General features: G+C 72.0%; 28 protein-coding genes. 12 read left to right on the top strand and 16 right to left on the bottom strand.

What is annotated here, in order from left to right:
• Positions 1-163: 163 nt before the first annotated feature.
• The 3 genes from ACWEPX_RS27635 to metG all read right to left on the bottom strand — a co-directional run bounded on the left by ACWEPX_RS27635 (position 164) and on the right by metG (position 4,530).
• Positions 164-1,639, bottom strand: coding sequence for a transglycosylase family protein (locus ACWEPX_RS27635; protein WP_451900165.1), 1,476 nt, complete (start codon positions 1,637-1,639; stop codon positions 164-166).
• A gap of 243 nt (positions 1,640-1,882) precedes the next feature.
• Positions 1,883-2,743: a TatD family hydrolase gene (locus tag ACWEPX_RS27630; protein WP_451900164.1), complete on the bottom strand. Its 861-nt coding sequence runs from the start codon at positions 2,741-2,743 to the stop codon at positions 1,883-1,885.
• Positions 2,740-4,530 (bottom strand): methionine--tRNA ligase, encoded by a 1,791-nt coding sequence (gene metG, locus ACWEPX_RS27625; RefSeq protein ID WP_451900163.1) that lies wholly within the window; start codon positions 4,528-4,530, stop codon positions 2,740-2,742. Before metG ends, ACWEPX_RS27630 begins: the two co-directional genes overlap by 4 nt.
• Before the next feature lie 50 nt (positions 4,531-4,580).
• Between metG and ACWEPX_RS27620 the strand changes: the two genes are divergently transcribed.
• The 3 genes from ACWEPX_RS27620 (at position 4,581) to ACWEPX_RS27610 (ending at position 6,931) form a co-directional block, all read left to right on the top strand.
• Complete coding sequence (locus ACWEPX_RS27620; protein WP_451900162.1) at positions 4,581-5,135, top strand: PadR family transcriptional regulator; 555 nt, start codon at positions 4,581-4,583, stop codon at positions 5,133-5,135.
• Between the two features lie 61 nt (positions 5,136-5,196).
• Complete coding sequence (locus ACWEPX_RS27615) at positions 5,197-6,174, top strand: ATP-binding cassette domain-containing protein (protein WP_451900161.1); 978 nt, start codon at positions 5,197-5,199, stop codon at positions 6,172-6,174.
• Complete coding sequence (locus tag ACWEPX_RS27610) at positions 6,161-6,931, top strand: ABC transporter permease (protein ID WP_451900160.1); 771 nt, start codon at positions 6,161-6,163, stop codon at positions 6,929-6,931. Before ACWEPX_RS27615 ends, ACWEPX_RS27610 begins: the two co-directional genes overlap by 14 nt.
• On the opposite strand, the gene rsmI is transcribed toward ACWEPX_RS27610, so the two are convergent.
• Complete coding sequence (gene rsmI / locus ACWEPX_RS27605; RefSeq protein WP_451900159.1) at positions 6,928-7,761, bottom strand: 16S rRNA (cytidine(1402)-2'-O)-methyltransferase; 834 nt, start codon at positions 7,759-7,761, stop codon at positions 6,928-6,930. The two genes, ACWEPX_RS27610 and rsmI, sit on opposite strands and share 4 nt — an antisense overlap.
• Before the next feature lie 135 nt (positions 7,762-7,896).
• On the opposite strand from rsmI, the gene ACWEPX_RS27600 reads away from it, so the two are divergent.
• On the top strand, positions 7,897-9,459 hold the full coding sequence (locus ACWEPX_RS27600; protein WP_451900158.1) for a dolichyl-phosphate-mannose--protein mannosyltransferase: 1,563 nt from the start codon (positions 7,897-7,899) through the stop codon (positions 9,457-9,459).
• Here the strand turns inward: ACWEPX_RS27600 and ACWEPX_RS27595 are convergent.
• A complete protein-coding gene (locus ACWEPX_RS27595) occupies positions 9,410-9,622 on the bottom strand; it encodes a hypothetical protein (protein ID WP_451900157.1) in 213 nt (70 codons plus the stop codon). The genes ACWEPX_RS27600 and ACWEPX_RS27595 overlap by 50 nt on opposite strands.
• 86 nt (positions 9,623-9,708) lie before the next feature.
• On the opposite strand from ACWEPX_RS27595, the gene ACWEPX_RS27590 reads away from it, so the two are divergent.
• Together ACWEPX_RS27590 and ACWEPX_RS27585 are read left to right on the top strand one after the other, a co-directional pair.
• Positions 9,709-10,665 carry a helix-turn-helix domain-containing protein gene (locus ACWEPX_RS27590; protein WP_451900156.1) on the top strand — a complete coding sequence of 319 codons (957 nt, stop codon included), beginning with the start codon at positions 9,709-9,711 and terminating at the stop codon, positions 10,663-10,665.
• 20 nt (positions 10,666-10,685) lie between these two features.
• Positions 10,686-11,177 carry a hypothetical protein gene (locus tag ACWEPX_RS27585; protein WP_451900155.1) on the top strand — a complete coding sequence of 164 codons (492 nt, stop codon included), beginning with the start codon at positions 10,686-10,688 and terminating at the stop codon, positions 11,175-11,177.
• A gap of 4 nt (positions 11,178-11,181) precedes the next feature.
• Here ACWEPX_RS27585 and ACWEPX_RS27580 read toward each other — a convergent pair whose 3' ends face one another.
• From ACWEPX_RS27580 to ACWEPX_RS27530, 11 genes are all read right to left on the bottom strand, one after another.
• Complete coding sequence (locus ACWEPX_RS27580) at positions 11,182-13,167, bottom strand: serine/threonine-protein kinase (RefSeq protein ID WP_451900154.1); 1,986 nt, start codon at positions 13,165-13,167, stop codon at positions 11,182-11,184.
• Positions 13,168-13,353: 186 nt separating this feature from the next.
• Positions 13,354-13,731 (bottom strand): thioredoxin, encoded by a 378-nt coding sequence (gene trxA, locus ACWEPX_RS27575; RefSeq protein WP_451900153.1) that lies wholly within the window; start codon positions 13,729-13,731, stop codon positions 13,354-13,356.
• A 93-nt stretch (positions 13,732-13,824) separates the two neighbouring features.
• Complete coding sequence (locus ACWEPX_RS27570; protein WP_451900152.1) at positions 13,825-14,628, bottom strand: putative RNA methyltransferase; 804 nt, start codon at positions 14,626-14,628, stop codon at positions 13,825-13,827.
• A gap of 17 nt (positions 14,629-14,645) precedes the next feature.
• Positions 14,646-15,362, bottom strand: coding sequence for a hypothetical protein (locus ACWEPX_RS27565; protein ID WP_451900151.1), 717 nt, complete (start codon positions 15,360-15,362; stop codon positions 14,646-14,648).
• Between the two features lie 104 nt (positions 15,363-15,466).
• The gene (locus ACWEPX_RS27560; protein WP_451900150.1) at positions 15,467-16,813 is read right to left on the bottom strand and encodes a dihydrolipoyl dehydrogenase family protein; all 1,347 of its coding nucleotides are present in this window, start codon (positions 16,811-16,813) and stop codon (positions 15,467-15,469) included.
• Positions 16,814-16,893: 80 nt separating this feature from the next.
• Positions 16,894-17,487 (bottom strand): lytic polysaccharide monooxygenase auxiliary activity family 9 protein, encoded by a 594-nt coding sequence (locus ACWEPX_RS27555; RefSeq protein ID WP_451900170.1) that lies wholly within the window; start codon positions 17,485-17,487, stop codon positions 16,894-16,896.
• Between the two features lie 146 nt (positions 17,488-17,633).
• Positions 17,634-18,479 (bottom strand): protein phosphatase 2C domain-containing protein, encoded by an 846-nt coding sequence (locus ACWEPX_RS27550; RefSeq protein ID WP_451900149.1) that lies wholly within the window; start codon positions 18,477-18,479, stop codon positions 17,634-17,636.
• Positions 18,479-19,204 (bottom strand): vWA domain-containing protein, encoded by a 726-nt coding sequence (locus tag ACWEPX_RS27545; protein ID WP_451900148.1) that lies wholly within the window; start codon positions 19,202-19,204, stop codon positions 18,479-18,481. The genes ACWEPX_RS27550 and ACWEPX_RS27545 overlap by 1 nt, the downstream gene beginning before the upstream one ends.
• Before the next feature lie 9 nt (positions 19,205-19,213).
• A complete protein-coding gene (locus ACWEPX_RS27540) occupies positions 19,214-20,599 on the bottom strand; it encodes a DUF4407 domain-containing protein (RefSeq protein ID WP_451900147.1) in 1,386 nt (461 codons plus the stop codon).
• Positions 20,596-21,960: a hypothetical protein gene (locus ACWEPX_RS27535; RefSeq protein WP_451900146.1), complete on the bottom strand. Its 1,365-nt coding sequence runs from the start codon at positions 21,958-21,960 to the stop codon at positions 20,596-20,598. Before ACWEPX_RS27535 ends, ACWEPX_RS27540 begins: the two co-directional genes overlap by 4 nt.
• A gap of 228 nt (positions 21,961-22,188) precedes the next feature.
• Positions 22,189-22,533, bottom strand: coding sequence for a hypothetical protein (locus ACWEPX_RS27530; protein ID WP_451900145.1), 345 nt, complete (start codon positions 22,531-22,533; stop codon positions 22,189-22,191).
• A 475-nt stretch (positions 22,534-23,008) separates the two neighbouring features.
• Between ACWEPX_RS27530 and ACWEPX_RS27525 the strand changes: the two genes are divergently transcribed.
• From ACWEPX_RS27525 to ACWEPX_RS27500, 6 genes are all read left to right on the top strand, one after another.
• Entirely contained in the window at positions 23,009-23,578 is a 570-nt protein-coding gene (locus ACWEPX_RS27525) for an RNA polymerase sigma factor (protein WP_451900144.1), read from the top strand.
• A 104-nt stretch (positions 23,579-23,682) separates the two neighbouring features.
• A complete protein-coding gene (locus ACWEPX_RS27520; protein WP_451900143.1) occupies positions 23,683-24,084 on the top strand; it encodes a hypothetical protein in 402 nt (133 codons plus the stop codon).
• 321 nt (positions 24,085-24,405) lie between these two features.
• Positions 24,406-24,612 (top strand): hypothetical protein, encoded by a 207-nt coding sequence (locus tag ACWEPX_RS27515; RefSeq protein WP_451900142.1) that lies wholly within the window; start codon positions 24,406-24,408, stop codon positions 24,610-24,612.
• A 141-nt stretch (positions 24,613-24,753) separates the two neighbouring features.
• The gene (locus ACWEPX_RS27510; RefSeq protein ID WP_451900141.1) at positions 24,754-25,179 is read left to right on the top strand and encodes a hypothetical protein; all 426 of its coding nucleotides are present in this window, start codon (positions 24,754-24,756) and stop codon (positions 25,177-25,179) included.
• A gap of 4 nt (positions 25,180-25,183) precedes the next feature.
• The gene (locus tag ACWEPX_RS27505) at positions 25,184-25,369 is read left to right on the top strand and encodes a hypothetical protein (protein WP_451900140.1); all 186 of its coding nucleotides are present in this window, start codon (positions 25,184-25,186) and stop codon (positions 25,367-25,369) included.
• A complete protein-coding gene (locus ACWEPX_RS27500) occupies positions 25,366-25,731 on the top strand; it encodes a hypothetical protein (RefSeq protein ID WP_451900139.1) in 366 nt (121 codons plus the stop codon). Before ACWEPX_RS27505 ends, ACWEPX_RS27500 begins: the two co-directional genes overlap by 4 nt.
• Positions 25,732-25,945: the final 214 nt, after the last annotated feature.

Below are 25,945 nucleotides of genomic sequence, written 5' to 3'. Positions count from 1 at the left end.
CCCTGGCCAGTTTAGCGGCGTTTCGCTCCCCGCGAATGCGAGTTCACCCCATCGGACAGGCTTGGTGGGGCGCGTTGCGGTTGGGCGGGTGGGCGGCGCGTTGTGGAAATGCGAAAGCCCCGGTGTTCCGCGGGGGGCGGAGCACCGGGGCCTCGTTGGGGTTCTAAGTGGGCAGGCCCAGTTTGCGGGAGCAGTGGGGCCATGCGCCGTAGCCGCCGCGGTCGTCGCGGAGTTTGGTGGCGATGGCGATTTGCTGTTCGCGGGTGGCCTGGTGGGGGTAGGCGGCGTACTGCTGGCCGCCGTAGGCGTCCCAGGTGCCCTTGTTGAACTGGAGGCCGCCGTAGTAGCCGTTGCCGGTGTTGATGGCCCAGTTGCCGGTGGACTCGCAGTAGGCGAGGCGGTCCCAGACTTCGCCGTCGGGGATGGCGGGGACCGGGGGCTGCTTGGTGCCGATCTTGATCTTCTTGGGCTTGGGCTCCTTGGTGACCTTGGAGCCGATCTCCTCGCGCTTGACCTCCTTGCCGTTCTTAAAGGTGATGCGGAGGGTGGCGATGCGCTCGCCTGCGGCGCCCTCTTCGACGACGACCGTCTTGCCCTTGTCGAGGGTGGGGTCCTCGACCTCGACGACCGGCGGGTCGATCTTCATCTTCTGGTTGATCACCGTCACGCCGGTGCGGCTGATGCGGATCTCGGCGCCGTCGCTGAGCTTGGTCTCGGCCTTCGGGGTGAGGGCGTCGTCCTTGCCGACGGTGAGGCCGAGCTCCTGGAGCAGCTCGCCGACGGTCACCGCGGTGGTGGTCATCGCGACGGGCTTCTTGCCGCCGTCGAACATGGTGATCGACTTGGTGGTCTTGATCTCCACCGCCATGCCCTGCAGCGGCACCGGGGCGTCGGCGGGGGCCGAGACCCAGGAGCCCGCCAGCGGGGCGTTGGCCTGGCGCAGCGCCTCGCCGAGGGTGGTCGCGCGGACCCAGACCTCGGTGCGCTCGCCGTCGACGGTCATCGCCAGCGGCCTGCCGCGCTGCAGCACGATGCGGCCGTCGTCGTTGATCTGGGCGGCCGGGGACGGGCTCACCAGATCGTGCTGGCCGACCGCGATGCCCTCCTCCTGGAGGACCTCGCCCACGGTGTCGGCGTAGGTGTTGACCTCGACCGCCTGGCCGTCGACCTCCAGGGTGACCTGGTTGTTCATGGCGATCGCCGCGGCGCCCCCGCCGATCAGCGAGGTCAGCACGGCGGCGATGGTCGCCTTGAGGAAGGTCGCCTTCCACCGCTTGACCGCGGTGATCAGGCCGGGCGCGGCCTTGGGCTGCGGCTCGGCCGACAACTCGTCCGGGATGACCGGCAGGACGGTGGTCTCGGCGTTGACCAGCCGGATCAGCTCGTCGACGTCCACGCCCGCGGTGGCCATGATCTCCTCGGCCTGCGGGCCGAGGGCGTGGCGCACGTCCTGGGGGGTGATCGACAGGGAGTCGGAGTACCCCGTGTCGTAGTCGTACTCGGGGAACTGGGAGCGCCAGGCGCGGAAGTCGTCCTCGTGCCCGTCGACGGAACCGCTGCGGACCGGGGTGAACCAGTCCGTGTCGGCGAACGCTCCGTGTTCCAGGCGGTCGAAACCGCCGTTCTGTTTACCGCTCACTGGGTCGTGTCCTCCAAGGCGGAGCCGCAGTCGTGCACGCCGCTCGCACCTCTTCGTCTTCTCGTGTCGACCCGCAGCCTGGCCACCCCGACGGTGTTCTTGGCTCGCTCCGGGCTTCCCGCGGCATCGCTGCCCCGGGAGGTACGGTCACGGGACAGTAACGAGGGCAAGGGGGTTGCGCAAACACATCCGGCAATCTCGTGAGTCCCATCACACCGGTGCGTGATCAATCCGCTCCCCCGATCAGCCCAATTCCTGACCCACGGAATCGTGGGATGTCACGCTGGGCAACGAGAACAGCCGCTCCGCGGTCGCCGTGACCGTGCGCGCGAGCTCGGCGACGTCGACCCCGCGGAGCTCGGCGAGCGCCCGCGCGGTGTAGGCCGCGCAGTAGGGCTCGTTGGGCCTGCCGCGGAACGGGTGCGGGGTGAGGTAGGGGGCGTCGGTCTCCACGAGGATGCGGTCCGCGGGGACGTAGGCGGCCGCCTCGCGCAGCGGCCGGGCGTTGGTGAAGGTCACCGGCCCGGCGAAGCTGAGCACGTAGCCGCGGTCGACGCAGGCCCTGGCGAAGTCGAGATCACCCGAGAAGCAGTGGAACACCACGTCTTCGGGTGATCCTTCCGCGTCGAGCACGGCCAGGATGTCCGCGTGCGCGTCCCGGTCGTGGATCATCAGCGGCTTGCCGACCCGTTTGGCCAGGTCGATGTGCCAGGCGAAGGCGTCGCGCTGCGCCGCGGGCGGGGAGTAGTCCCAGTAGTAGTCCAGGCCGGTCTCCCCCACCGCGACCACGCGCGGGCGCCGGACGAGCTCCTCGACGGCCGCGCGGTCGTCGTCGGAGAACTCCGCGGTGCGCGTGGGGTGCACCGCGCACGCGGCGAAGACGCGGTCGTCCCAGGTGGCCGCCTCGGCCGCCCACCGGGCCGCGGCGAGGTCGTCGGCCACGGTGATCACCCGGCCGACGCCCGCCGCCGCGGCGCGATCGAGCATTTCGGACACACCCGCGGCATCGACCGCGCCGCAGGCGTCCAAGTGCGTGTGAGCGTCGACCAGCGGGGCCGGGAGCGGCTCCGGGACCGGCGGGCGTTCGCCGCGGCGGGGCGTCACCGGGTGATCGGGGCCCACTCGGGCCCGGTGTCGCCCAGTTCGGCGTCGAGCTTGGCGAACAGCGGGGTCGGCTTGGCCAGCGGCCTGCCCACCTCGATGTCCACCGACGCCCACCGCGCCTGCTCGGCGGCGTAGTCGCCGGTCAGGATCGGGTAGCCGCGCTCGGGCACGTCGAGGTCGGTGACCTCGTCGATGCGCGGCTGGGCCGACCACACGCCCGTGCCGCCCAGCGCCTCGTGCACCTTCTGCGCGGCGTGCGGGAGGAACGGCGTCAGCAGGGTGTTGGCGTCGGAGACGACCTGCAGGGCGGTGTGCAGGATGGTGTCGCGGCGCTCGGGGTCGTCCTTGCGCTTCCACGGCTCCTGGTCCGACAGGTACTTGTTCGCCGCCGACACCACGCGCATGGCCTCCGACGCCGCCGCCTTGAAGCGGGAGCGCCGCAGGTTGTCCCCGACGACCCCGAACGCGGCCTTGGCCTGCTCGCGCAGGGCCGCGTCCTCGGCGGTGACCGCCGTGGGCCGCGGGATCGCGCCGACGTTCTTGTGGGCCATCGAGATGGAGCGGTTGACCAGGTTGCCCCACTCGTTGGCCAGCTCGAAGTTCGTCCTGCGGACGAACTCCTCCCAGGTGAAGTCGGTGTCCTGGTTCTCCGGCCCGGCCACGGAGATGAAGTACCGCAGGGTGTCCGGGCCGAAGTCGCGCAGGAAGTCGCGCACGTAGATCACGGTGCCGCGGGAGGTGGAGAACTTCGACCCGCTCATCGTCAGGAACTCGCTGGAGACGACCTCGGTCGGCAGGTTGAGCGTGCCGAAGGCGCCCGGCTGCCCGCCCTTGTCGCCCGCGCCGTTCTGGCCGAGCAGCAGCGCGGGCCAGATCAGCGAGTGGAAGACGATGTTGTCCTTGCCCATGAAGTAGTAGCCCTGGGCGTCGGGGGTCCAGAACTCCTTCCAGGCGTCGTCGTCGCCGCTGCGGCGGGCCCACTCGACCGAGGCGCTCAAGTAGCCGATCACCGCGTCGAACCAGACGTAGAACCGCTTCATCGGCGCGTCGCGCCAGCCGTCGAGCGGGACGGGCACGCCCCAGTCGAGGTCGCGGGTGATCGCGCGGGGGCGCAGGTCGTCGAGCAGGTTCTGGCTGAACTTGAGCACGTTCGGCCGCCACTCGGTCCGGGTCGAGAGCCAGGAGCCCAGCGACTCGGTGAACGCGGGCAGGTCCAGGAACAGGTGCTCGGTCTCGACGAACTGGGGCGTCTCGCCGTTGATCCGCGACCGGGGGTTGATCAGGTCGGCCGGGTCGAGCTGGTTGCCGCAGTTGTCGCACTGGTCGCCACGCGCGCCGTCGTAGCCGCAGATGGGGCAGGTGCCCTCGATGTAGCGGTCGGGCAGCGTGCGGCCGGTGGACGGGCTGATCGCGCCCATCTGCGTCTTGGGGACGACGTAGCCGTTGCGCCACAGGGCCAGGAACAGGTCCTGCACCACCTTGTAGTGGTTGCCCGTGGTGGTGCGGGTGAACAGGTCGTAGGACAGGCCCAGGCCCTGCAGGTCCTCGGCGATGACCCGGTTGTACTTGTCGGCCAGCTCGCGGGTGGTCAGGTTCTCCTTGTCGGCCTGCACCGAGATCGGGGTGCCGTGCTCGTCGGTGCCGCTGACCATGAGCACCCGGTGCCCCGCCATGCGCATGTAGCGGGAGAAGACGTCCGAGGGGACACCGAAACCGGAGACGTGACCGATGTGTCGGGGGCCGTTGGCGTAGGGCCAGGCGACCGCGGTCAGCACTGGGGTGCTCATGGCGGCTTAGCCTACGGACGTCAAATTAGACCGTGCCAGGGAGGACTGCGATGTCGGCCACGCGGATGCTCGTGCTCGGGGTGATCCGGGCGGCGGGCCCCGCGCACGGCTACCGGGTCCGCGCCGAGCTGATGGGCTGGAACGCCCAGGAGTGGGCCCGGATCAACCCCGGGTCGATCTACCACGCGATCCGCAAGGCCGCCGCCGACGGGCTGCTGGTCGAGGCGCCCGACGACGGCCGGGAGGCGGGCCCGGACCGGGTCCGGTACGCGATCACCGAGGCGGGCGAGCGGGCGCTGCGCGACCTGGTGCGCAGCGGGCTGCGGGTGACCCGCGACCCGTACATGCTCAACGCGGCGCTGTCGATGCTGCCTGCACTGGAGCGCGCGGAGGCCGTGGCGCTGCTCGATGAGCGGCTCGCCGAGCTGCGCGCGGCGGTCGGCGAGCTGGAGTCGTGGGGCGACGGGACGCCGTACCCCAGCCCCGAGCACGCCGTCGAGCAGGTCCGGCTGTGGATGGCCCAGATCAGGGCCGACATCGAGTGGTCGTCGGGGCTGCGCGACCGGCTGCTGGCGGGCGCCTACCGGATGGCCGACGACAAATAATCAAAGTTGACTACCGGGAGTACGCTGAGCGCAGTAGTCAAACTTGATTAGAGGGGGCTGGGTGATCACAGCACGGGGGTTGGCGCGCACCTTCACCGCGCGCGGCCGGACGGTGGAGGCCGTCCGGGGGGTCGATCTGGATGTGGCGGACGGGGAGCTGGTCGGCTTCCTCGGGCCGAACGGGGCGGGCAAGACGACGACGCTGCGGATGCTCACCACGCTGCTCAAGCCGACCGCGGGCACGGCCACGGTCGCCGGGTGCGACCTGGCCGCCGACCCGGTCGGGGTGCGGCGGCGCATCGGCTACGTCGCCCAGGGCGCGGGCGCCACGCCCGGGGCCCGGGTCGGCGAGGAGCTGGAGCTGCAGGGCAGGCTGTACGGCCTGGGCAAGGCCGAGGCGCGCAGGCGCGGGGCCGAGCTGGCCGAGCGGCTGGACCTGGCCGGGCTGGCCGAGCGGCTGGTCAAGACGCTCTCCGGCGGGCAGCGGCGCAGGCTGGACATCGCGCTGGGGCTGGTGCACGACCCGGGGCTGGTGTTCCTGGACGAGCCGACCGCCGCGCTGGACCCGCAGAGCCGGGCCAACCTGTGGGAGCACATCCGCGCGCTGCGCGACGCCCACGGCACGACCGTCTTCCTCACCACGCACTACCTGGAGGAGGCCGACGCGCTCTGCGACCGCATCCTGGTGATCGACCACGGGCGGATCGTCGCCGAGGGCACGCCTGCGCAGCTGAAGGCGCAGGTCTCCGGGGACCTGGTCGCGGTGTCCGTCGCCGGGGGCGCGGTGGCCGCCGCCGCCGAGATCGCGCGGAAGGTGCACGCGGCCAGCGAGGTGGAGGTGCACGGGGAGGGCGTGCGGTTCCGCGTGCCGCGCGGGGACCAGGCGCTCGCCGAGCTGCTGCGCGGCCTGGACGCCGCGGGCATCGCCACGACGTCCCTGCAGGTGCACACCCCGACCCTCGACGACGTGTTCCTCACCCTCACCGGGCGCTCGCTGCGCGACGCCGAGCAGAAGGAGGCCGAGCATGCTCCTGCGTGACACCTGGCTGATCTTCCACCGGGGCATGGTCCTGTCGCTGCGGAACCCGGCGTGGATCGGCATCGGGCTGATGCAGCCGATGCTGTACCTGTTCTTCTTCGGCCCGCTGCTGGAGCGCATCACCGAGAGCACGCCGGGCTTCCCGCCGGGCACCGCCTGGCAGATCCTCACCCCGGCGCTGATCATCCAGATCGCCCTGTTCGGCAGCTCGTTCGTCGGCTTCGCGCTGCTGGCCGACCTGCGCACCGGGGTGGTCGAGCGGCTGCGGGTGACCCCGGCGAGCCGGATGGCGCTGCTGCTGGGCCGGGTGCTGCGCGACGCGGCGCAGGCCGTCGTCCAGGCGGTGGTCATCCTGGTGCTGGCCTACTTCGTCTTCGACCTGCGGGCCTCGGCCGGGGCGATCGCGCTGACGCTGGTCATCGTCGGGCTGATGGCGGTGACGCTGGCGTCCTGCTCCTACGCCCTGGCGCTGCGGCTGAAGGACGAGGACGCCTTCCCCGCGGTCCTCAACACCGTGCTGATGCCGGTGCTGATGCTCTCGGGCATCTTCATCCCCATCACGCAAGGGCTTGCGCCCGCGTGGCTGTACGAGCTGTCGCGGTGGAACCCGTTCACCCACGTGGTCGACATCGAGCGGGCGTCCTTCCGCGGCGACTTCACCGTCGACGCGCTGCTGACCGGCTCGCTGGTGCTGTTCGCGATGACGGTGCTGGCCCTGCTGTGGGGCATGCGGACGTTCCAGCGGGAGAACGCCTAGCGCACGGCCGCGTCGTAGATGGCCTTCTTGCTCACGCCCGCCTCGGCGGCGATGGCGGCGGCGGCGTCCTTGAGGCGCACGCCCGTCGCCGCCATCGCCCTGGCCCGCTCGACCAGGGCGTCGAGGTCGGGCGCCTGCGGCTGGGCCCCGGCGATGACGACGGTGATCTCCCCCTTGACCCCGGGCTCGGCCCACTCGGCCAGCTCGGCGAGGGTGCCGCGCCGGACCTCCTCGTAGGTCTTGGTCAGCTCCCGGCACACCGCGGCCCGGCGGTCGCCGAGGACCGCGGCGGCGTCGACGAGCAGCCCGTGCAGGCGGTGCGGGGACTCGAAGAAGACGGCCGTGCGCGGCTCGGTGGTGAACTGCTCCAGCCAGCGGGTGCGCTCGCCGGGCTTGCGGGGGGCGAAGCCCTCGAAGCAGAAGCGGTCGCAGGGCAGCCCGGACAGCGCCAGCGCGGTGGTCACCGCGGACGGCCCCGGCAGGCAGGTGACCGGCAGGTCCGCGGCCACGCAGGCCACGACCAGGCGGTAGCCGGGGTCGGACACGCTGGGCATGCCCGCGTCGGTGACCAGCAGGACGGTCTGGCCGTCCTGGATGGCCTGCACGAGGCTGTCGGCCTTCTGCGCCTCCACCGCGTCGTAGAAGCTGACGAAGCGCCCGCGCGGCTGCACGTCGAGCGCGGCGGCGAGGGTCTTGGTCCGGCGGGTGTCCTCGGCGGCGATCACGTCGGCGCTGCCCAGCGCCGCCCGCAGCCGCGGCGAGGCGTCGGCCGCGTTGCCGAGAGGCGTGCCAGCCAGGATTAGTCGGCCGTCGAGCGAATCCTCGGTCAAGGTGCTATCGGCCCAGGCAGACGGGCTGTTGGGGGGTCACGTCCGGATCGTATCGCCCCGCGCCGCGGCGGCCTCGGGTGTGATCGGGGTCATCCCGACGCGGATCGCACACCGGGCGGCCTACGATCTCCCCTCGTGAGCGTCCTGGTTGCCGATGACTCGGCGGAGCGGGCGGCGGTCTCGGGGCCGCGGGTGCCCGACGCGGTGGAGCGGGCCCGGTTGCGCGTGACCGGGCGGCCGATGCCCGTCGACCGCGCCCGGGCGTGGCTGGTGACGCTGGTCATCGGCATCATCGGCGGCATCGTCCGGTTCCAGAACCTGGGCCACCCGACCGACAAGGGCACGCCGGTCTTCGACGAGAAGCACTACGTGCCCCAGGCGTGGCAGATGCTGCGCAACGGCGGCTTCGAGGACAACCCGGGCTACGCGGTCACCGTGCACCCGCCGCTGGGCAAGACGCTCATCGCCGTCGGCGAGTGGCTCTTCGGCTACAACGGCTGGGGCTGGCGGTTCACCGCCGCGCTGGCGGGCACGCTGATGATCATTATGATCGTCCGGATCGCCCGCAGGCTGACCCGCTCCACCCTGCTCGGCGCGATCGCGGGCCTGCTGCTCATCGCCGACGGGGTGTCGCACCTGCAGTCGCGCATGGGCATGCTCGACATCTTCCTGGCCTTCTTCGTGCTCGCCGCCTTCGGCTGCGTGCTCATCGACCGCGACCAGACGCGGGCGCGGCTGGCCACGGCGGTCGGCGAGGGCTGGGCCACCGAATCGGTGTTCGGCCCCCGCCTGGGCGTGCGCTGGTGGCGGCTGGCCGCGGGCGTCATGCTCGGCCTCGCGTGCGGGGTGAAGTGGTCGGGCCTGTACTACATCGCCGCGTTCGGCCTGCTCATCGTCTTCTTCGACGCCACGGCGCGGCGCGCGGCCGGGGTCCGCAGGCCGTGGGTGGGCGCGCTGGTGCGCGACACCCTGCCCGGGCTGTGGGCGATCGTCGGCGTGGCGGTGCTGGTCTACCTGGGCACGTGGTGGGGCTGGTTCGGCGGGGAGACCTCGCTGGACCGGCACCTGGTCGCCACCGACGGCAGCGACCCGTGGTCGGTGGCCAAGGGCGCGATCGGCTCGCTGCTGCAGAACAGCGAGAAGGTGCTGAACTTCCACACCGGGCTGGTGACCAAGCCGGGCGAGGAGCACCCGTGGGAGTCCAAGCCGTGGACGTGGCCGATGGGCCTGCGCCCGATGCTCTACTACTACGAGGGCTCCACGACCGGCTGCGGCGAGGTCACCTGCGTCTCGGCGACCATGCTGATCGGCACGCCCGCCCTGTGGTGGCTGTCGCTGCCGATGATCGCCTGGAGCCTGTGGCGGGTCTTCGCCCGGCTCGACTGGCGCTACGCGGCGGTCATGGTCGGCTACCTGGCGGGCCTGCTGCCCTGGTTCACCAACATCGACCGCCAGATGTACTACTTCTACGCGACCCCGATGGCGCCGTTCCTGGTGCTGGGCCTGGTCTTGGCGCTGGGGCACATCCTCGGGTCGAGCAGGCAGGGCCCCGAGCGCCGGGGCACCGGCCTGCTCGCCGTCGCGCTGTACGTCGGGCTGGTGGTGGCCAACTTCGTGTGGCTGTGGCCGATCCTCAACGGCGACTCGATCACCGAGGCCCGCTGGCAAGCCGAACTGTGGCTGCCTTCCTGGCGCTGACCCCGTGGTGGCGGGCGACCGGCTCGGCGTAGGCCAGGTCGGCGCTGATCCGCGCCCAGTCGCGGTCGACGACATCGGTGGACCCCGCCGGGCGGCGGGTCGGCGGGTTGTTCCGGTCGAGGAGGACCAGCAGCAGCACGGCGAGTGCGATGAGAACCAACATGGCAGTAAGTCTGCGGTGGCCTAATTCCTGCCACGAGTGGCAGAGGTGCCCTTGTGCGACAAAATCCTGCCAGCTACCGTGCTGGCATGCTCAAGACCGTCGCCGCGCTGCTCATCGACTACGTCGCCCCGTTCGAGTTCGGCGTGGTGGCCGAGATCTTCGGCATCGACCGCACCGAGGACGGCGTGCCCGCCTTCGAGTTCCGGGTGTGCGGGGAACGCGCCGGTGAGCCGCTGCCGACCACCGTCGGCATGCAGGTCATCCCCGCCCACGGCCTGGAGGGGCTGGAGGGCGCGGACCTGGTGGCGGTCCCGGCGGCGAGCGTCCGCGACGAGTACCCACCCGCGGTCCTCGACGCCCTGCGCGCGGCCCACGACCGCGGCGCGACCCTGCTGTCGGTGTGCAGCGGGGCGTTCATCCTCGCCGCAGCGGGCTTGCTCGACGGGCGCGCCTGCACGACGCACTGGCACCACGTCGACGTCTTCGCCGAGCGCTTCCCCGCCGTCCACCTCGACCCGGACGTGCTCTACGTCGACGACGGCTCGATCGTCACCAGCGCCGGGACCGCGGCGGGCATCGACGCCGCGCTGCACCTGGTCCGCCGGGAGCTGGGGTCGGCGGTGGCCACCGCGATCGCCCGCCGGATGGTGGTGCCGCCGCAGCGCGACGGCGGGCAGCGGCAGTTCGTCGACCTGCCCGTGCCCGCCTGCACCGGCGACAGCCTGACCCCGGTGCTGACCTGGATGCTGGAGAACCTCGCCGAGGAGCACACCGTCGCCGCCCTGGCCCGGCGCGCGGCGATGTCCGAGCGCACCTTCGCCCGCCGCTTCGCCGCCGAGACCGGCACCACCCCGCACCGCTGGCTCTCCACCCAGCGCGTGCTGCACGCGCGGACCCTGCTGGAGGAGACGACGATGACCGTGGACGAGGTGGCGCGCCGCTGCGGCTTCTCCACCGGGGCGCTGCTCAGGCACCACTTCCAGAAGATCGTCGGGGTGGCCCCGGCCGACTACCGCCGCACGTTCGCCGGTCGACCGGCCTGATTCCTGCCACACTGCTGGACGTGCCCCGGATCACCGACGAAACCCACGGCACGGTGGTGGTGACCACCACCGAGACCCGCGTCCTGGCCGCGGTCGGCGCGGCCACCGCCGAGATCAGCCGCAGCGGGGAGCCGACCCGCGCCGACGTGCCCATCGGCACGCGCGAGGCCGACCGCCTCACCCTGGTGGTCGCCGGGTCGCCCGCCCGGCTCGCCCCGGGCCCCGGGCGCTACAGCAGGCGCTCCTACCGCGTCGACGCCTGGGTGGGCGAGGCGCACTACCTGCTCAAACCCGAGGCCGACGGGAGCGCGCTGGCCGTCGACGGGGCCGAACGCGCCTTCTTCCCGGGCGGCACCCTGCCCGCGGTGTGGCTGCCGGGCTCGCGCGAGCGCGACGCCGCCGTCGGCTACGCCCTGGTCGCGGCCTTCGGGGTCGGGGCCCGCAGCCTCTACGACGCGGTCTTCCACGTCGCTGTCGACCCGGTGGTGGGCAGCCAGCGGCCGATCAGGTGACCGGCTAGCGCATCGGCCGGGTCCGGTCGTCGATGTCCTCGCGGCGCACGATCTGGGTCACCGGGCCGGTCTCGGTGTGCCCCTCCCTGGCCAGCCAGTCGCTCAGCTCGCGGGCGACGGCCTGCAGGGTCGGGCGGCGGCGCGGCTCGGCGTCGAGCGCGGCGGTGAGCAGCCGCAGGTGGGCGCTCTGCTTGGGGATCTCGGTCAGCGGCTCGGCCTTGGCCGCGGCCATCAGCGCCGCCATCGCGTTCTCCCGGCTGCCGCGCGGGGGCTTGCCCGTCAGCGCGTAGCTGACCGTGGCCGCGAGCTGCCAGGCGTCGGAGGCGGGGGTGGCGTTGGCGCCCGCCGCGGTCTCCGAGGCGAGGAAGTCGGGGGTGCCGACCATCATGCCGGTGGCGGTCAGCGTCGAGTCGCCCTTGGAGCGGGCGATGCCGAAGTCGATCAGGTGGGCGTTGCCGTCCGGGTCGATGATGACGTTGGAGGGCTTGACGTCGCGGTGCAGCACGCCCTTGGCGTGGGCGGCGGCCAGCGCGCCCGCCATCGTGATCCACAGCCGGGCGGCGGCCACGTCGTCCAGCGGGCCGCCGTCGACCACCCGGTCGGCCAGCGGCTGGCCCTCGATGTACTCCATGACCAGGCCGAGGCCCTCCGGCTCGGAGACGATGTCGTACACCCGCACGCAGTTGGGGTGGTGCACCGCGGCCAGCGCGCGGGCCTCGCGCAGCATGCGCTCCTCGGTCTCGGCGTCGGGGGCGTGCGCCATCTTCACCGCGACCGTGCGGTCGAGCTGGGTGTCCACGGCCAGCCACACCGTGCCGAACCCGCCCCGGCCCAGGGCGCGGACCTTGCGGAAGCGGCTGCCCGACGGGCGGATCGGCGGGGGCGGCGGGGCGGCCGCGCCGCGCGGGGTGAACGGCAGCGGGCCGGGGTCGGCGGCCAGCGCGGCCCCCTCCGGCGCGCCGCGCAGCGTCGGCGGGTGCGCGGGGAAGGCGCCGTCGGGCTGGTAGAGGGGCAGCGGCGGGGGCGGCTGGTAGGGCGGGGGCTGCTGGCCGGAGAGCAGGGGCGGCTGCTGGCCGGACATCAACGGCTGGCCGTGGGTGACCGGCGGGGGCGGCGGCTGGTGCTGGGTGGGCGGCGGGCCGAGCTTGGCCTGCTGCACGGCCAGGGCGCTGTCGACCCGGGTGGGCTGCGGCGGGCCGACCTGGCGGGCCGCGGGCGGGGGCGGCGGGACCGGCCGGGCCGCGGTCTCCGGCGGGCGCTGGGCCGGGTCGGGCTGCTCGGGGCGCTGGTAGTTGCGCTCGATGACCGCCCAGCTCGGCGGGCCGACCACCAGCACCGGGATGAGCCCGAGCACCGCGATCAGCAGGAACCCCGCCCACAGGTGCGCGGCGGTGTTGGCCTCGACCGGCAGCGTCAGCAGCACCATGCCCGCGAACGGCCCCCACAGCAGCCTGCCCGGCCACTTCGGCCCGCGGCGCAGCGCCAGGCGGCCCTGCAGCAGCACGAACAGCAGGCACAGCGCGGGCACGATGACCAGCATCAGCAGCCGCAGCAGGTACATCGGGGTGCTCTCGAAGGGGTGGAACAGCACCTCGTAGGCGTTGGCCCGCCCGCCGAGGTACTCGGCCTGGCTGTCGACCCAGCAGTGCTCGTCGCCGAAGGTGGCCAGCTCGGCCTTGGACAGCGGGACGGGGTCGCCCGCGAACACCCGGTTGTAGACCGTGCCCACGCCGTTGAACAGCAGCCACGGCAGCAGCAGCCCGAAGACGCCGCCGATCACGGCGAAGACGCTGATGGTGGCGGTGTCGTAGCGGTTGCCGGTGAACTTGCGGATCAGGGCGATGGCGAGGGCGCCGAGGGTCGGCAGGAACGCGATCAGCGCCCCGGCGGTGCTGGTCGCCCACACCCAGTCCCCCGGGCAGATCCCGGGCCCGAAGATGCTGTGCGCGAACGACAGCAGCGAAGCGGCCAGCTCGAGCACTGCGCCCACTGCTCCTCTCTTGATCCACCGGCTTTGCGGACCAGCCTAATGCCGGATGGGATCGCGTCCTCGGGCCTCATGGGGTGGGACGTGCGGGGGCCAGGTCGGGTTGCTTCCCCCCCGGCGCCTCCTCGTCCCGCCCCGGACGCGAGAAGGGCCCGCTCCCGGGTGGGAGCGGGCCCTTCTGCGGCTCGGCTACTGCTGGCCCTCCTGGGCCTGGGCCTCGGCGATCTTGGCGCGGACCTCGGTCATGTCCACCGCCTTGACCTGGGTGATCAGGTCTTCGAGGGCGGCTGCGGGGAGGGCGCCGGGTTGGGCGTAGAGCACGACGCCCTCGCGCACGGCCATGACGGTGGGGATGCTGGAGATGCCGAACGCCTGGGCGAGCGCCTGCTGGGCCTCGGTGTCGACCTTGCCGAAGACGACGTCGGTGTGCTTCTCCGACGCCGCGTCGAACACCGGGGCGAACTGGCGGCACGGGCCGCACCAGCTCGCCCAGAAGTCGACGAGCACGGTGTTGCCGCCACCCACGACTTCGTCGAAGTTATCGGTGGTCAGCTCGACGGTTGCCACATGGCCTCCCTGGTCTCGGCTGTCCCCAGGTTAACGATCCCGGGGGCGGGGGAATTCCCCGCCGACGCGAGTGCGCAATCCCGAATGGGCGGATTAACACGCACGGTAAGCGGTCACGACCACCGATGCGGTCACCCGGACCACCGGGGGCATGGCCGCGATGCGCTCCTCGCGGTCGGGCCGGGTGTGGAAGGCGTTCGGCCCCATCCCGACGAGCGCGCGGACGTCGGCGGGCGACAGGGTGAGCGGGAACTCGCAGAGCCGCTGGTCGAGCACGGCGAAGTGCGGGGCGAGCCGGGCGTCGATGCGGTCCTGCTTGTCCTCGTCGACGGTGAGCAGGTCCAGCCCGGCCACCAGTTCGGCCAGGTGGGCGCTGGTCGGGGCGGCCACCAGCAGGGTGCCGCCGTCGCGCAGGACCCGGCGCAGCTCGGGCGGGTTGCGCGGGGCGAAGGCGTTGAGGACCAGGTCGGCGGCGGCCGTGCGGACCGGCAGGGGCTGCCAGAGGTCGCAGGCGACCGCGCCGATGCGCGGGTGGGCCTTGGCGGCCCGGCGCAGGGCGGGCTTGGACGAGTCGAGGGCCACGCCCGGGCCGTCGTCGAGCAGGGCGGCCAGGTAGAAGCCCGTGCCCGCGCCCGCGTCGACCACGGGACCGGGACGCCGCCACGCGGTCAGGGCGCGCACGAGCGGGTCGTAGTGGCCCGCCGCCAGGAAGGCCGCCCGGGCGGCCACCATCTCGGCGGTGTCGCCCGCGGCGGGCGCGCCGCGCAGGAGGGTCACGTAGCCCTGCTTGGCGATGTCGAAGCTGTGCCGCCGCCCGCAGCGCAGAACGCCGACGTCCTGCGCCAGGCCATCCCCGCAGTGCGGGCAGACCAGCAGCGGCAGGACGTCGGCGAGCACGCACCGACCCTACGGGGTCAGCGGCGGGCGATCGCGGCCCGGACCCGCGGGCTGAGCAGGGCCGCGCCGCCGCCGAGCAGCAGGAGCAGGCCGGTGAGCAGCAGCCAACCGGGGTTGGCCCCGGTCTCGGCGAGGTCGTCCCCGCCGCCGGGCACGGCCGCGTCCGTGGTGGGGGTGACCTCGGGCGAGGTGGGCGCCCCGGTCGTGGCGCCCGTGGTCTCGCCGACCGACGTCGTGCTGGTCACCTCCGTGCTGGTGGTGGCGTCGGTCGTGGTGGTCGTGTCGGTCGTGGTGGTGGTGGTGGTGGTCGTGGTCGTGGTGGTCTCGACGTCGATGACGCAGGCGAACCAGTGGCTGACGTCGGGGACGTTGCCGCCCCGGTTGATCGGCGAGTACAGGTCCAGCCAGGGCAACTCGCCCAGGGCGGCGGCGGAGTACTTGTTGTAGCCGTTGCCGCCCTTGACGATCACGCCGACGATCTCGATGCCTGCGGGCACCGACGTGATGTCGATGTACTTCTTGCTCGGGTCGGAGTCGGTCGGCATGAAGCCGCGGCTGCCGGGCCAGAGCTTGGGGCAGTCGTCCCGCTTGCCCGGCTCGAACCCGACGTTGTTGCCCCCCTGGACGTCGTGCTGGGTCGCCCGGGGGTCCTCCACCGGCTTCTCCGCCGCCGCGACCGACGGCAGGATGCTCAGGAGACCAGCCAGCACGGCGGCCACGCCAACTCGACGCACAGTAACCACGATCTTCACCTTCGCTCGGGCATGCCCCCAAATGGGTGACGGCGGGCGGATTAGACCGCACCGAGACGACCCCGCGCCATACCCGTACGGGTGATTTATCCCAAATCTTCCAGCGCGGCCAGGATCGCCCGGTGGAACGTCGGGTAGGCGTAGACCATCCCGCGGAGCCGCTCGACGGGGACCTCCCCGTGCACGGCCACCGCGAGCGCGCCCAGCACCTCCCCGCCCGTCGGCCCGACCGACGTCGCCCCGACGAGCACGCCCCTGGCCGCGTCGGCGACCAGCTTGATGAAGCCCTCGTTGCCCACCTTGTGGATCCACCCGCGCGACGACGACGGGATCAGCGTCGAGCCGACCCGCACGTCGATGCCCCGCTCCCGCGCCTCCCGCTCGGTCATCCCGACCGCGCCGACCTCGGGGTCGGTGAACGTCACCCGCGGCACCGCCCGGTAGTCCGCGGCGGCGGGCCTGCCGAGGATGTCGGCCACCGCGATCCCGGCCTGGTACATCGACATGTGGGTGAAGGCGCCCTCGCCGGTCACGTCGCCGATGGCCCAGAGCCCGTCCGCGGCCCGCATGCGCGCGTCGACCCCGATCCCCCTCGCCGACTCGTCCAGGCCGTAGGCCCCGACGCCGAGCGCGGCCAGGTCGGTCTTGCGGCCGGTGGCGACGAGCACCTGGGCGGCCTTCACGGTGTCGTCGTCCACCGTCACCGAGAACGTGCCGCCGTCGTGGCGCACGGCGCTGACCTTGGCCCCGACCTGCACGTCGATGCCCTCGGCGGCGAACTGCTCGGCGACCACCTCGCCCGCCTCCGGCTCGTCGCGCGGCAGCAGCCGGTCGGCGGACTGCACCAGCGTCACCCGCGCGCCGAAGCGGCCGAAGACCTGCGCGAACTCGCAGCCGACCGGGCCCCCGCCGATGATCACCAGCTCGCCGGGGACCGCGGTGGCCCGCACCGCCTCGCGGTTGGTCCAGAACGGCGTCCCCGCCAGGCCCTCGATCGGGGGCACGGCCGGGTCGGTGCCCGGGTTGAGCACGATGCCGCGCTCGGCGTGGATGGTCGTGTCGCCGACGACCAGCTCCCCGCGGCCGGTGATGCGGGCGCGGCCGCGGACGAACTCGACGCCCGCCTTGGTCAGCCGCTCGACGGCGACCGCGTCGTCCCAGTCGTCGGTGGCCTCGTCGCGGATGCGGGCGGACACCATGCTCCAGTCGGTGTGCACCTCCGCGGTCCCGGCCAGCTCCCGCACCCGCCGCGCCTCGGCGAGCGCGTGCGCGGCCCGGACCATCATCTTGGTGGGCACGCAGGCGTAGTACGGGCATTCCCCGCCCACCAGCCTGGCCTCGACCGCGGCGACCCGCAGGCCCGCGCCCGCCAGCTCGGTCGCCACCACTTCCCCGCCCGGGCCCAGCCCGACCACCGCGACGTCCACCCGCACCGGCTTCTCCTCTCGACGGCCTCAACTCTGCCACCGACGAGGGGTCCCGGCCCCCTGTGGCGGGGACCGGGACGCCGCGGCTACTGGAAGACCACGTCGCTGCAGAAGTAGTAGGACTGGTCGAGGTGGCTGGCCTGCCAGATCGTGTAGACGACGTGGCGGCCGGTGCGGCTGCCCGCGTCCACGTCGACCTGGTAGCTGCCGCTCGGGGCGTACCGCCCGGTCGAGGCGACCAGTTGCAGGTCACCCCACCGCAGCGGCTGCGCGGTCGGGTCGACGCCCTGCCGGGTGATGTAGACCAGCAGGTAGTCGGCGCCGTGCCGGGCCTGGTCGGTGATGGTCAGCCGGAACCGCCTCGGCTTCACCGCCGCCTGCCACGGCCCGACCGCGTCCAGCGAGCGGTACCGCCCGCCCTCGGTCAGCCCCGCGCTGCACAGCTGGCCGTCCGGGACCGCGGCCTGGTGGTTGCCGCGCACGTTCTCCCGGAACAGCCCGTTCCAGTTCCACATCGCGTTCGGGTTGTCCCGCCACGCCTGCCAGCACATCGGGTCCTGCGTGGCCATGTCCGGGTTCTGGAAGTCGTCGCCCCACCGCTGCCAGCAGCCGTAGTTGCGCGACGCCGGGTCCGTCGCCGAGCCGTGCGCGGCCGCCGTCCCGGTGCCCAGCCCCGACATCGCCAGCCCGACCGCCGCGAGCACCGCGGCCAGCCTCCTGCCTGCCTCCACGAGCGCCACTGTCGCCTCCGGTTGAGGAATCACCAACAGAATGGGAGCGCTCTCGATCCTTCACCCTAGGCGGCTTCGGCGATCTTGTGAACCCCCTAGACCCAGACGGCGACGGCGGTGCGGTCGTCGTCGTAGGTCTTGCGGGCGAAGCCGACCTGGGCGGCGAACTCCAGCTCCGGCGGCGGGGTGCGCCACAGCTCGGCCAGGGCCGCGCCGACCTCGCCGGTCCCGTCGCCGAGCGGGTCGCCCACCCCGTCGGACAGCACGACCAGCACGTCGCCGGGCTCGACCTGCCCGCTGACGACGACCGGCTCGCCGGGCAGCGGCAGCGCGCGGACCGCGGAGGTGTGGATGACCGCGCCGTCGTTCTTGACCGGCTGCAGCGGCCGCCACCCCTCGCGCAGCAGCCAGATCGACGTGTCGCCGACGCTCGCCCCGTCCAGCGCGCCGGTCTCCAGGTCGAGCACGGCGAAGGACACCGTCGCCGCCATCTGCTCGGCCACCTCGCGCGCGGGCAGCCCCGGCGCGCCGAGCACCCTCCCGCCGAACTCGGCGATCTCGGCGGCGATCACCTCGACCAGCTTCCCCCACGGGATATCGTCCAAAGTAGACAGGATCTCGCAGAGGTAGTCGGTGCCCAGGCGCACCGCCCAGCGCGCGGCCCGGTGCGAGAGCGGACCGGCGGACACCCCGTCGGCGACGGCGACCAGCAGGTGGCGGCCGTCCGGCGTGGTCCGGCACAGGTACTCGTCCTGGCGGACCTTGCCGTAGCAGCGGTGGGACAGCCCGCGCACGCTGGCCGCCCGCACGTGCGCCGTCCGGTCGCCGCGGTGCACCGCGTACCCGTCGACCACGGTGTCCGGCCGGTGCCAGTGCTCCGGGTCCGGCGCGGGCACCACCGCGGCGAAGGCGCGGCCGGGCTCGCCGAAGACGTAGGCCATCAGACGAAGTCGTCGGCGCTGTAGGTGGAGACCCCGCTGGGCAGGTCCTCGGCGGGCGGCAGCAGGATGCCGGAGTCGCCGGAGGCCAGGCTCTGCCCGGAGGCCAGGATGCTGGAGATGAGGATCTCGGCCATCATCGTGATCGCCTTGGCCGCGTCCTCGCCCTGGTCGGCCAGGAACATCCGCATCGGCTTGGGCCCGCGCGCCGGGTGGATCAGCCGCTGCAGCACGGCCGGGAGCGCCCCCTCCACCCCGCACGGCACGACGTTGGGGAACATCGGGAAGCCCTGCCCGCTGGCCTTGTCGTAGTGGGTCAGGTCGTGGAAGGCGCCCACCCAGTCGGCCTCGGGGTCGGTCGGCCCGCCGTCGCTGAGGAAGAAGACCGCGGGCCGATGCACGGCGTATCCGTCGGCCTTGAGCTGCTTGACGTTGGCCTCGATCTCGGTGCGCAGCAGCCGGAACGCGGCGACGTAGGACGTGCCGCCGCGCACCGCCAGCCGGGGCAGCACCACGTTCTCGTCCAGCACGTCGCACAGCGGCAGCCGGACCTGCGCGTCGTCGGAGAAGTCGAGCACGCCGAAGCGGACCTTGTCGGACAGGATCGGCGCCTTGGCCAGCGCGTCGACCACCGCGGGCAGGATCCGCGACGCCGCGTCCAGCTTCGGGCCCGACATCGAGTACGACACGTCGATCACCAGGTAGAACGGGAGCAGCTTGCCGCGCATTGTCTCCTCCTAGTAGTGGTGCCCGTTGGTGTGCAGCGGGCGCAGCCGCACGGTGTCCTCGGCCGAGCCGTGCGGCCCGAAGCCCTGCGGGCGGCGCACGTTCGCCCGGTACCAGCGGTCGAGCTCCTCGTCGGTGCGCGCCATCGCCACCTCGGCCCACACCTCGACCGACCGGATGGCGATCTTGCTCTGCCGCGCGACCAGCTCCTCGGTGGCCCGCCTGCCGACCTCGACCTGGGCGTCGATGCGCTGCTGGGCCACGGCGACGCGGGCGTCCTCCTCGGCCTCGCGCAGCCTGCGGTCGTTGGCCACGCGGCGCTCGTCGGCCGCGTCCGCGGCGTCGTCCGCCCGGCCCGCGATGCGGTCGTAGAGGGAGTTCGCGCCGATGCTGGTGAGGATCTTGACCAGGATCGGCAGGATCTCCACGAACAGGAACAGCAGGAACAGCATCAGTCGGGCGGATGCGGCGCTGGACTGGTCCGCGGTGATCCGGTCGAGCGCGGTCAGCCGGGCGAGCAGGCCGCTGTTGCCGCTCTGCGCCTCGTGCGCGGCGGCGTCGGCGGCCCGCTTGCGCTCCTGGGCGACGGCCAGGTCGGCCCGCACCTGCGGCAGCTTCGCGCGGGCCGCCTCGGCGGCCGCGGCCCGGCCGTCCTCGGCCCGCCTGGTGGCCGCGGCGGTCACCTCGTCCAGCGCGCGCTTGGCCGCGTCGCGGTCGGCCCTGGCCCGGTCGGCGGCGGCGCGCTTCTGCCGCTGCGACTCGCCGACCCCGGGCACCCCGCTGCCGCACGTGCCGTCCAGCTCGCACTGGGCGGTGCGCTCGGCGTCGCGGTAGATCTCGTCGGCGCGCTCGTAGGCCGCCGTGGCCGCCTTGACGTCCGGGTCGTCGGCCACCGACGTTGTGTCGCGGCCCTCGATGACGGCCGCCAGCCGCCGCTCCTCGGCGCCCAGCGCCTCGATCTGCTGGAAGGCCGCGTCCAGCTCGACCTGGCTGCGCTGGTACGCCTCGGCCTTCATCGAGGTCAGCTCGGCCTCGATCTCGGGCTGGAAGACCCGCAGCACCAGCGGCGTGGACACCACCGTCCCGATGACGAACGCCAAGGCCAGCCGGGGCAGGGCGACGCCGACCTTGTGCCAGAACCCCGCCACCGACCCCATGCTGATGACCAGCATCCGGTCGAGGTTGAGGATCACGACGAACCACAGCAGCGCGGCCCCCACCGCGGCGGCGGTCCCGATGCCGAGCACGGAGTGCAGCGCGAAGAAGGCCGACACCCCGGCCAGCCCGGCGGTGGTGAGCAGCACGCCGCCCATCGCGGCCTGCTTGCCCAGGTCGCCGGGCGCGCGGGCGAGCACGTCGGGGCGGGCGCCCGCCAGCCGGGCCAGCAGCAGCCTCATGCGGCTCCTTCCGGGTCGAAGGTGAAGGCCGGGCCCGCGCCGATGAGGTCCTCCGGGACCATCGGGGCGGTCAGGGGGAGCTCGAACCGCAGCGGACCGCGGGCAGGCGCGGGGTGGGCGGTGAACGCGGGCGCGGGCAGCGGGACGGGCAGCGCGGGCAGGCCCAACGGCGGCACGGACAGGTCGACCTCGGGGAGCACCAGTGACGGCAGCGGCACGGGCAGCGAGGCGGTCTCCGGCGGCTGGAGCACCGCGACCGGCCCGACCACGGCGACATCCGAGCCCAGCTCGTTGTGCGCGTGCACCTGGAGGTACCCGCTGCGGTCGAGGTCGGCGAGGACGGTCCCCCGCCCCGGCGCCCCGTCGACGCGCACGGCGAACCCGCCCGAGCGGACCTCGATCGTCTTCGCGTGCTCGGCGACCCACCTGACCTCGACCGGCTGCCCCCGCAGGACGTGCTTGCCCGCGACGGCGGCCTCGGTGATCACCGGCGGCTCCTCGGGCTCGCCGAGCAGGGCGTTGAGGTGCCTGCGCCATTCCCGCGCGGTGGGCCGGACCGCCGGGTCGGGGTGCAGCGCCCTGGTCAGCAGGTCGACGCCCGCGGCGTCCAGGACCGCGGCCGCGGGCGCCGGGTCGGTGTTGTTCGAGGCGTCGGCGCCGGGCAGGAGGCAGCGCAGGACGAACAGGCCGTACTTGTAGAGGTCGGTGGCCCTGGTCAGCGGCCCGGGCTCGGGCGGCACCCAGTCGGGCGAGTTGAGCTGCGAGTGCCGCGCGACGACCCCCCGCGGTCGCACGCCGTCGCAGTCGATGAAGAAGACGCCGGTCGGCTGGAGCCGGTAGAGCTCGTTGGCGTGGTTGATGTCGCCGAAGACGACCTGCAGCTCGTCATGGAAGAACGCCAGCGCGGCGGCCATGTCCCGGCACAGCGAGATCCGCTCGCGCATGCTGGGCGCCTCATGCCCGAGCCGCGCCATCCGCACGGGGTCGATGAAGAGGTTCTGCACCTCCCGCGCGTGCGTGGCAGTGGTGTTGCTACCAGGCAGCTTGACATCGGCGAGGTAGGCGGCGGGTATGCGCGGCATGACCACCCCGACGACATCCCCACCATCCTCCACAACCCGACAAGGCCACGCGGCGAGTCTGTCCACTGTGTCCCGTCTTTGCAGGTCCAACCCACCCCTGACGGCCACGATCGTCCGCAACCGCCCCGGCTCGGTGTGCGCCCGCCGATACTCCTTGAACACCAAAGCCCCGGGGCGATCCGGCAACGAGAACTTGGGCAACTCGTACACCGCCGCCTCACCCCCGCGGCCGAGCAGCCTGCCCACCTCACCCAACTGCCCGCGCCCCACGGTGCCCACCAGAGCCACAATCCTCCAACCAGTCGCCCCAACCGTCCGGCAAACATAGGGTCCCCACCAGCCAATCGGACCGACTGGACAGAAAGTGTCCTGAAGCTGTCAGGTCCACGCCCGGAGGTCGAAGAACCCTCATCGAGCCACCACCGCGATCATGTTGAAGGTGATCGCCGCCCACGGCCGATAGTTACCGCCGACTTCCGACAGGCATGCCGGCCCTAGAGATACGCATCAGGCGTTGCGACGAAGGTGCGCTCCGTACCTGTCGGTCCGCTTGTGAACATGCTCGCCCTCCTCGCGATACGCAGGCCAAGACAGGATGAGGAACTCCTCATCGGGCGCATGCGAGTCGTAGTGCGCCGGGCCCGAGTCCCGCCCCCGGGCGGCGACGCGAATCCGGTACCGCCCGGCGCCGCAGGACGCGAGATCGGGCAACTCCCGCTCCATAGGCCCAAGCAGACTCGTGACCAGCAGCGAACCGCTCACGCACGCGAAGTCGAAGTCGACGACCTCGTCCCACTCCCCGAAGTCACCGCCTGCGGGAGCGGAGTCGTGCACTTCGACAGTGATCGACACCCGACCGGTATGAGTAGCCGCCCAGACCCGAGCCCCACCCGCCTCACGGCTCACAATGCCGTTCGCAGGCCCAACCACCCCAGGCGCGTAGTCACCAACGCGCTCACTAACCCAGAACGTGTGGTGACCGGCGTAGACGTCTCCCCTACGACCCTCAAGCTTCATCCCGCCTCGTCGCCTTCCGGTCAGCTGGCTCAACCAGCGGGACCTCAAGAGGTCACCAGCAACGCTGGCAACCAGGCCCCCGTCACCGACACTGCCGCTCTGCTCGCGTTGCCGACGGCCGTCCATTATCGGGCTCGTCGCGACTCCTTATCGGCACCACGGGCATATTCATCCCCCTCGGCGGAAACCTTGGATCGACGCCGCGAGTGGCGCGCAAGGTGACCACCTGTCCGTCCCGCCAGCTGACCGAGGATGACGACATGGCAGGAGAGCTCGATGGAACTCTTCAGGCCGGTGCCGGACATCTCATGTGAGCAACGACGTGCACGCCGGGCTCGGCTCGGACGCGGATCTGTGGGCGAGGGTTCGCGACGGCGACATGGCCGCCTTCCGGGCCGTCCACGACCGCCACGCGGCCCGGGTCTACCGGCATTGCTACGCCCGGATCGGCGATCACGCCGAAGCCGAGGAGGCCGTCAACCAGGTCTTCCTCACGGCGTGGTTGCGCAGGCACAAGATCGTCGCCGGGGCGGACGGGCTCCTGCCGTGGCTGGTGATCACGGCAGGCAACACGGCGCGCAACCACTTGAGGTCCCTGCGTCGCCGCGGCGCCCTCCTCAATCGAGTGGCCTCCGCCGTGGATCGAGGCGACGAGGCGGCCACCTACAACGCGGCGGTGCGGGCGGCGCTGGACAAGCTGAATGCCGCTGGACTCGCGGTGGTCGGGTTGTGCCTCATCGAGGGCTACACGTACGAGGAGGCGGCACGGGTGTTGGGCATCCCGGTGGGCACGGTCCGGTCCGGGTTGAGCCGCGCGAAAGACCGACTGCGCAACGAACTGAAGAAGAACGGTATCAACTACCAGGAAGGGGGCGTCTGATGCGGTCGCTGTTCAACGGGGCGCAGGAGTTCGACACCGCCAGCTCGTGGCGTGCGACCCGGGCTTTGATCGCCGGTCGTGCTCCGCGCCGGAAGAGGCTTGCCGTGACGGTGGGGGTGGTGCTGGCCGTGGCGGGCGGCGGTGCTGCCGCGATGGTGACCGCGCTCCCGGTGACCGATCCGTCGGGCGTGGAGTGCCGGGCTGTCGCCGCGGACGGGACTTCCCTCCCCGGGACGTTCGTCGGCGAAGCTGAGCCGTCGGACGGCCCCGCTGATCCAATCGCTGCCGTGGACCTGTGCACCACGCTGTGGCGCACAGGCTTGCTGCGACCCGGCATCAAGGGAGCGGTGCACCCCGCGCCCGGCACCGACCCCAACACGGCAGGCCCGTACCCGGTCCCGCCCCTGGTCGCCTGCGTCGACCAGGACGGCGGCCACGCGGTCGTGGTGGTCGGCCCCGGCCCAGCATCTTGTTCGTCGGCCGGTCTGGCACCTCTGGCTGAGTAGCTCTGGCGGGAGCGAAGCCAATGGTCACTCCTCCGCTCCTCGGCCGGCGCACAGCAACCCGCCGGTGATGGGCGCGGACCGCGCTGCCGTTCGGTTGATGTCTGCTCTCTCCCCCTGGTGAGCTGCTCGACGGCGTGAGCGTCAGCTCTCCTGTTCGCAGCTTCGGCTGCGCCGTCCGGGTGATCTTGGTGCGAGCGAGTTTGGCTGTGTGGCGTGGTGGCTATCACGGAGCTCGGGGGTACTGGGGTAACTCCTCGGCGTCGCAGGCGGCGCGCTCAAAGGTGTCAGCAGGCTTCCCGGTCAGATTGCGAAACTCTTCTGATGACGAATCCCCCAACTTTCCGTCATAGTCCCCGCTACTACCTCATCACAGGCACGCTCCTCACGATCGCGGCAGTCCTCGGATTCCTCTTCATCGACGAGGCGAGCTGGGCCCTGGTGATCGTCGGATGCCTCATCGGCGGATTCATCGCCGACGGCATCGCAGACCTCGTCCGGACCAAGCGAGCGAACCACCCTGGCTCTTGACCCAACTCCTGGCCGGACAGGCCAACCACCTCTCCGGCAGCGGTAAGAAGAACAGGCACCAACGACTAGCTCCACCCGCTCGGCGGTGCCGCTCGTAACCACCGAGCGGCACCGTCTTCGTCATCACGTACGACCTGGGGAATGACGTTGTCCATCGAGGCGGTCGCCGCTGAGCTGCGAGAAGCTCTTGCGAAGCTGCCGACCGGCCCGCTGCTCCAGGCAGCCACCAGCTTCGATGAGGCCCGCACGATCCTGGCCGCAGTCAGCCAGGGCACCAGTCGCCCAGAAGCAGGCACCGCTATCCACCACTTGAGCCACGCTCTTACCCAGACCGGTGAGGCACACGGAGCTGTGACGACCGCACGCGGCCTCGTCGAGGCGTACATCGCGCTCATCGCCAGCGATGCCCAGGCGGGTACACCCGTGACCACGGCACCTACGCGAGCACCGGCGGCACCAGCTGGCCTACGCTCCGGCGTCAACAAGGAGCTGGTGGCGGAGGTGCAGCGGCGCGGCGACAAGATCAGTCCGAAGAAGGTCGTCCCGACATGGCATCGCTTGGGATGAGATCGTGGACGCTGTGTTCACCGCCCTGACCGACGGCAGGCCAATCGGGATCACCGGCCGCGATCGGGTCGTCTACGCCGTCGACTACCGAGGCCGTCCGGTACGCCTCGCTGTCAGCGTCGGCAGCAATGGCTTCATAGTCGGCGCCAACCCGTTCAGCCTCGACCAGAAAGTGAAGCCGCTGCCATGAGCGACAATCCCGAGCTGCAGATCACCCTTCAGCCCGAGTGGGGCACCGGCCCGATCTGGGTCAGGAGAGGTGACGACATCGCTGAACCCTACGACGCCGAAGAAGTCACCGACGTGCTCAAGCTCAGTGACGAGTTGCGAGACGCCATCGCCGCATGGGACGAGCGCTTCCAGAACACGTTCAACGCGGCGTACCCGCCCGACTCGGCCTTCCCGACGCCGGAAGAGGAAACCGCCTGGCTTGCCCAAGGCAAGGAGCTCGCACTCCGGCTGCGCGCGGAGGTACCCGAGGCTGCGGTGACGTACGAAACGATCGGCGGCAGGAACATCCCGCTCGATGACGCCACCCATTCCCAGGACTGACCTGCCGGTCAGCTCACTTACACATCGGCTTGCAGCGGCCACCCATGTGCTGGCCTCCACACGGCCGAGCAAGCCCTCAAGGCTGCATCACCACGACTCAGACACCACAGAGGGGGCCGAGAACAGCAGAAGGCCCCTCCCTAAGGGAGGGGCCTTCTGATCTGACCTTGGAGGTTCTGCTAGACGGCGAGCTGGCCGATTCTTCTAGCAGGCC

The sequence above is a fragment of the Actinokineospora sp. NPDC004072 genome, from assembly GCF_053604195.1.
The sequence above is the reverse complement of the archived record's forward strand: the minus strand, read 5'-3'. Positions and strand labels throughout refer to the sequence as shown.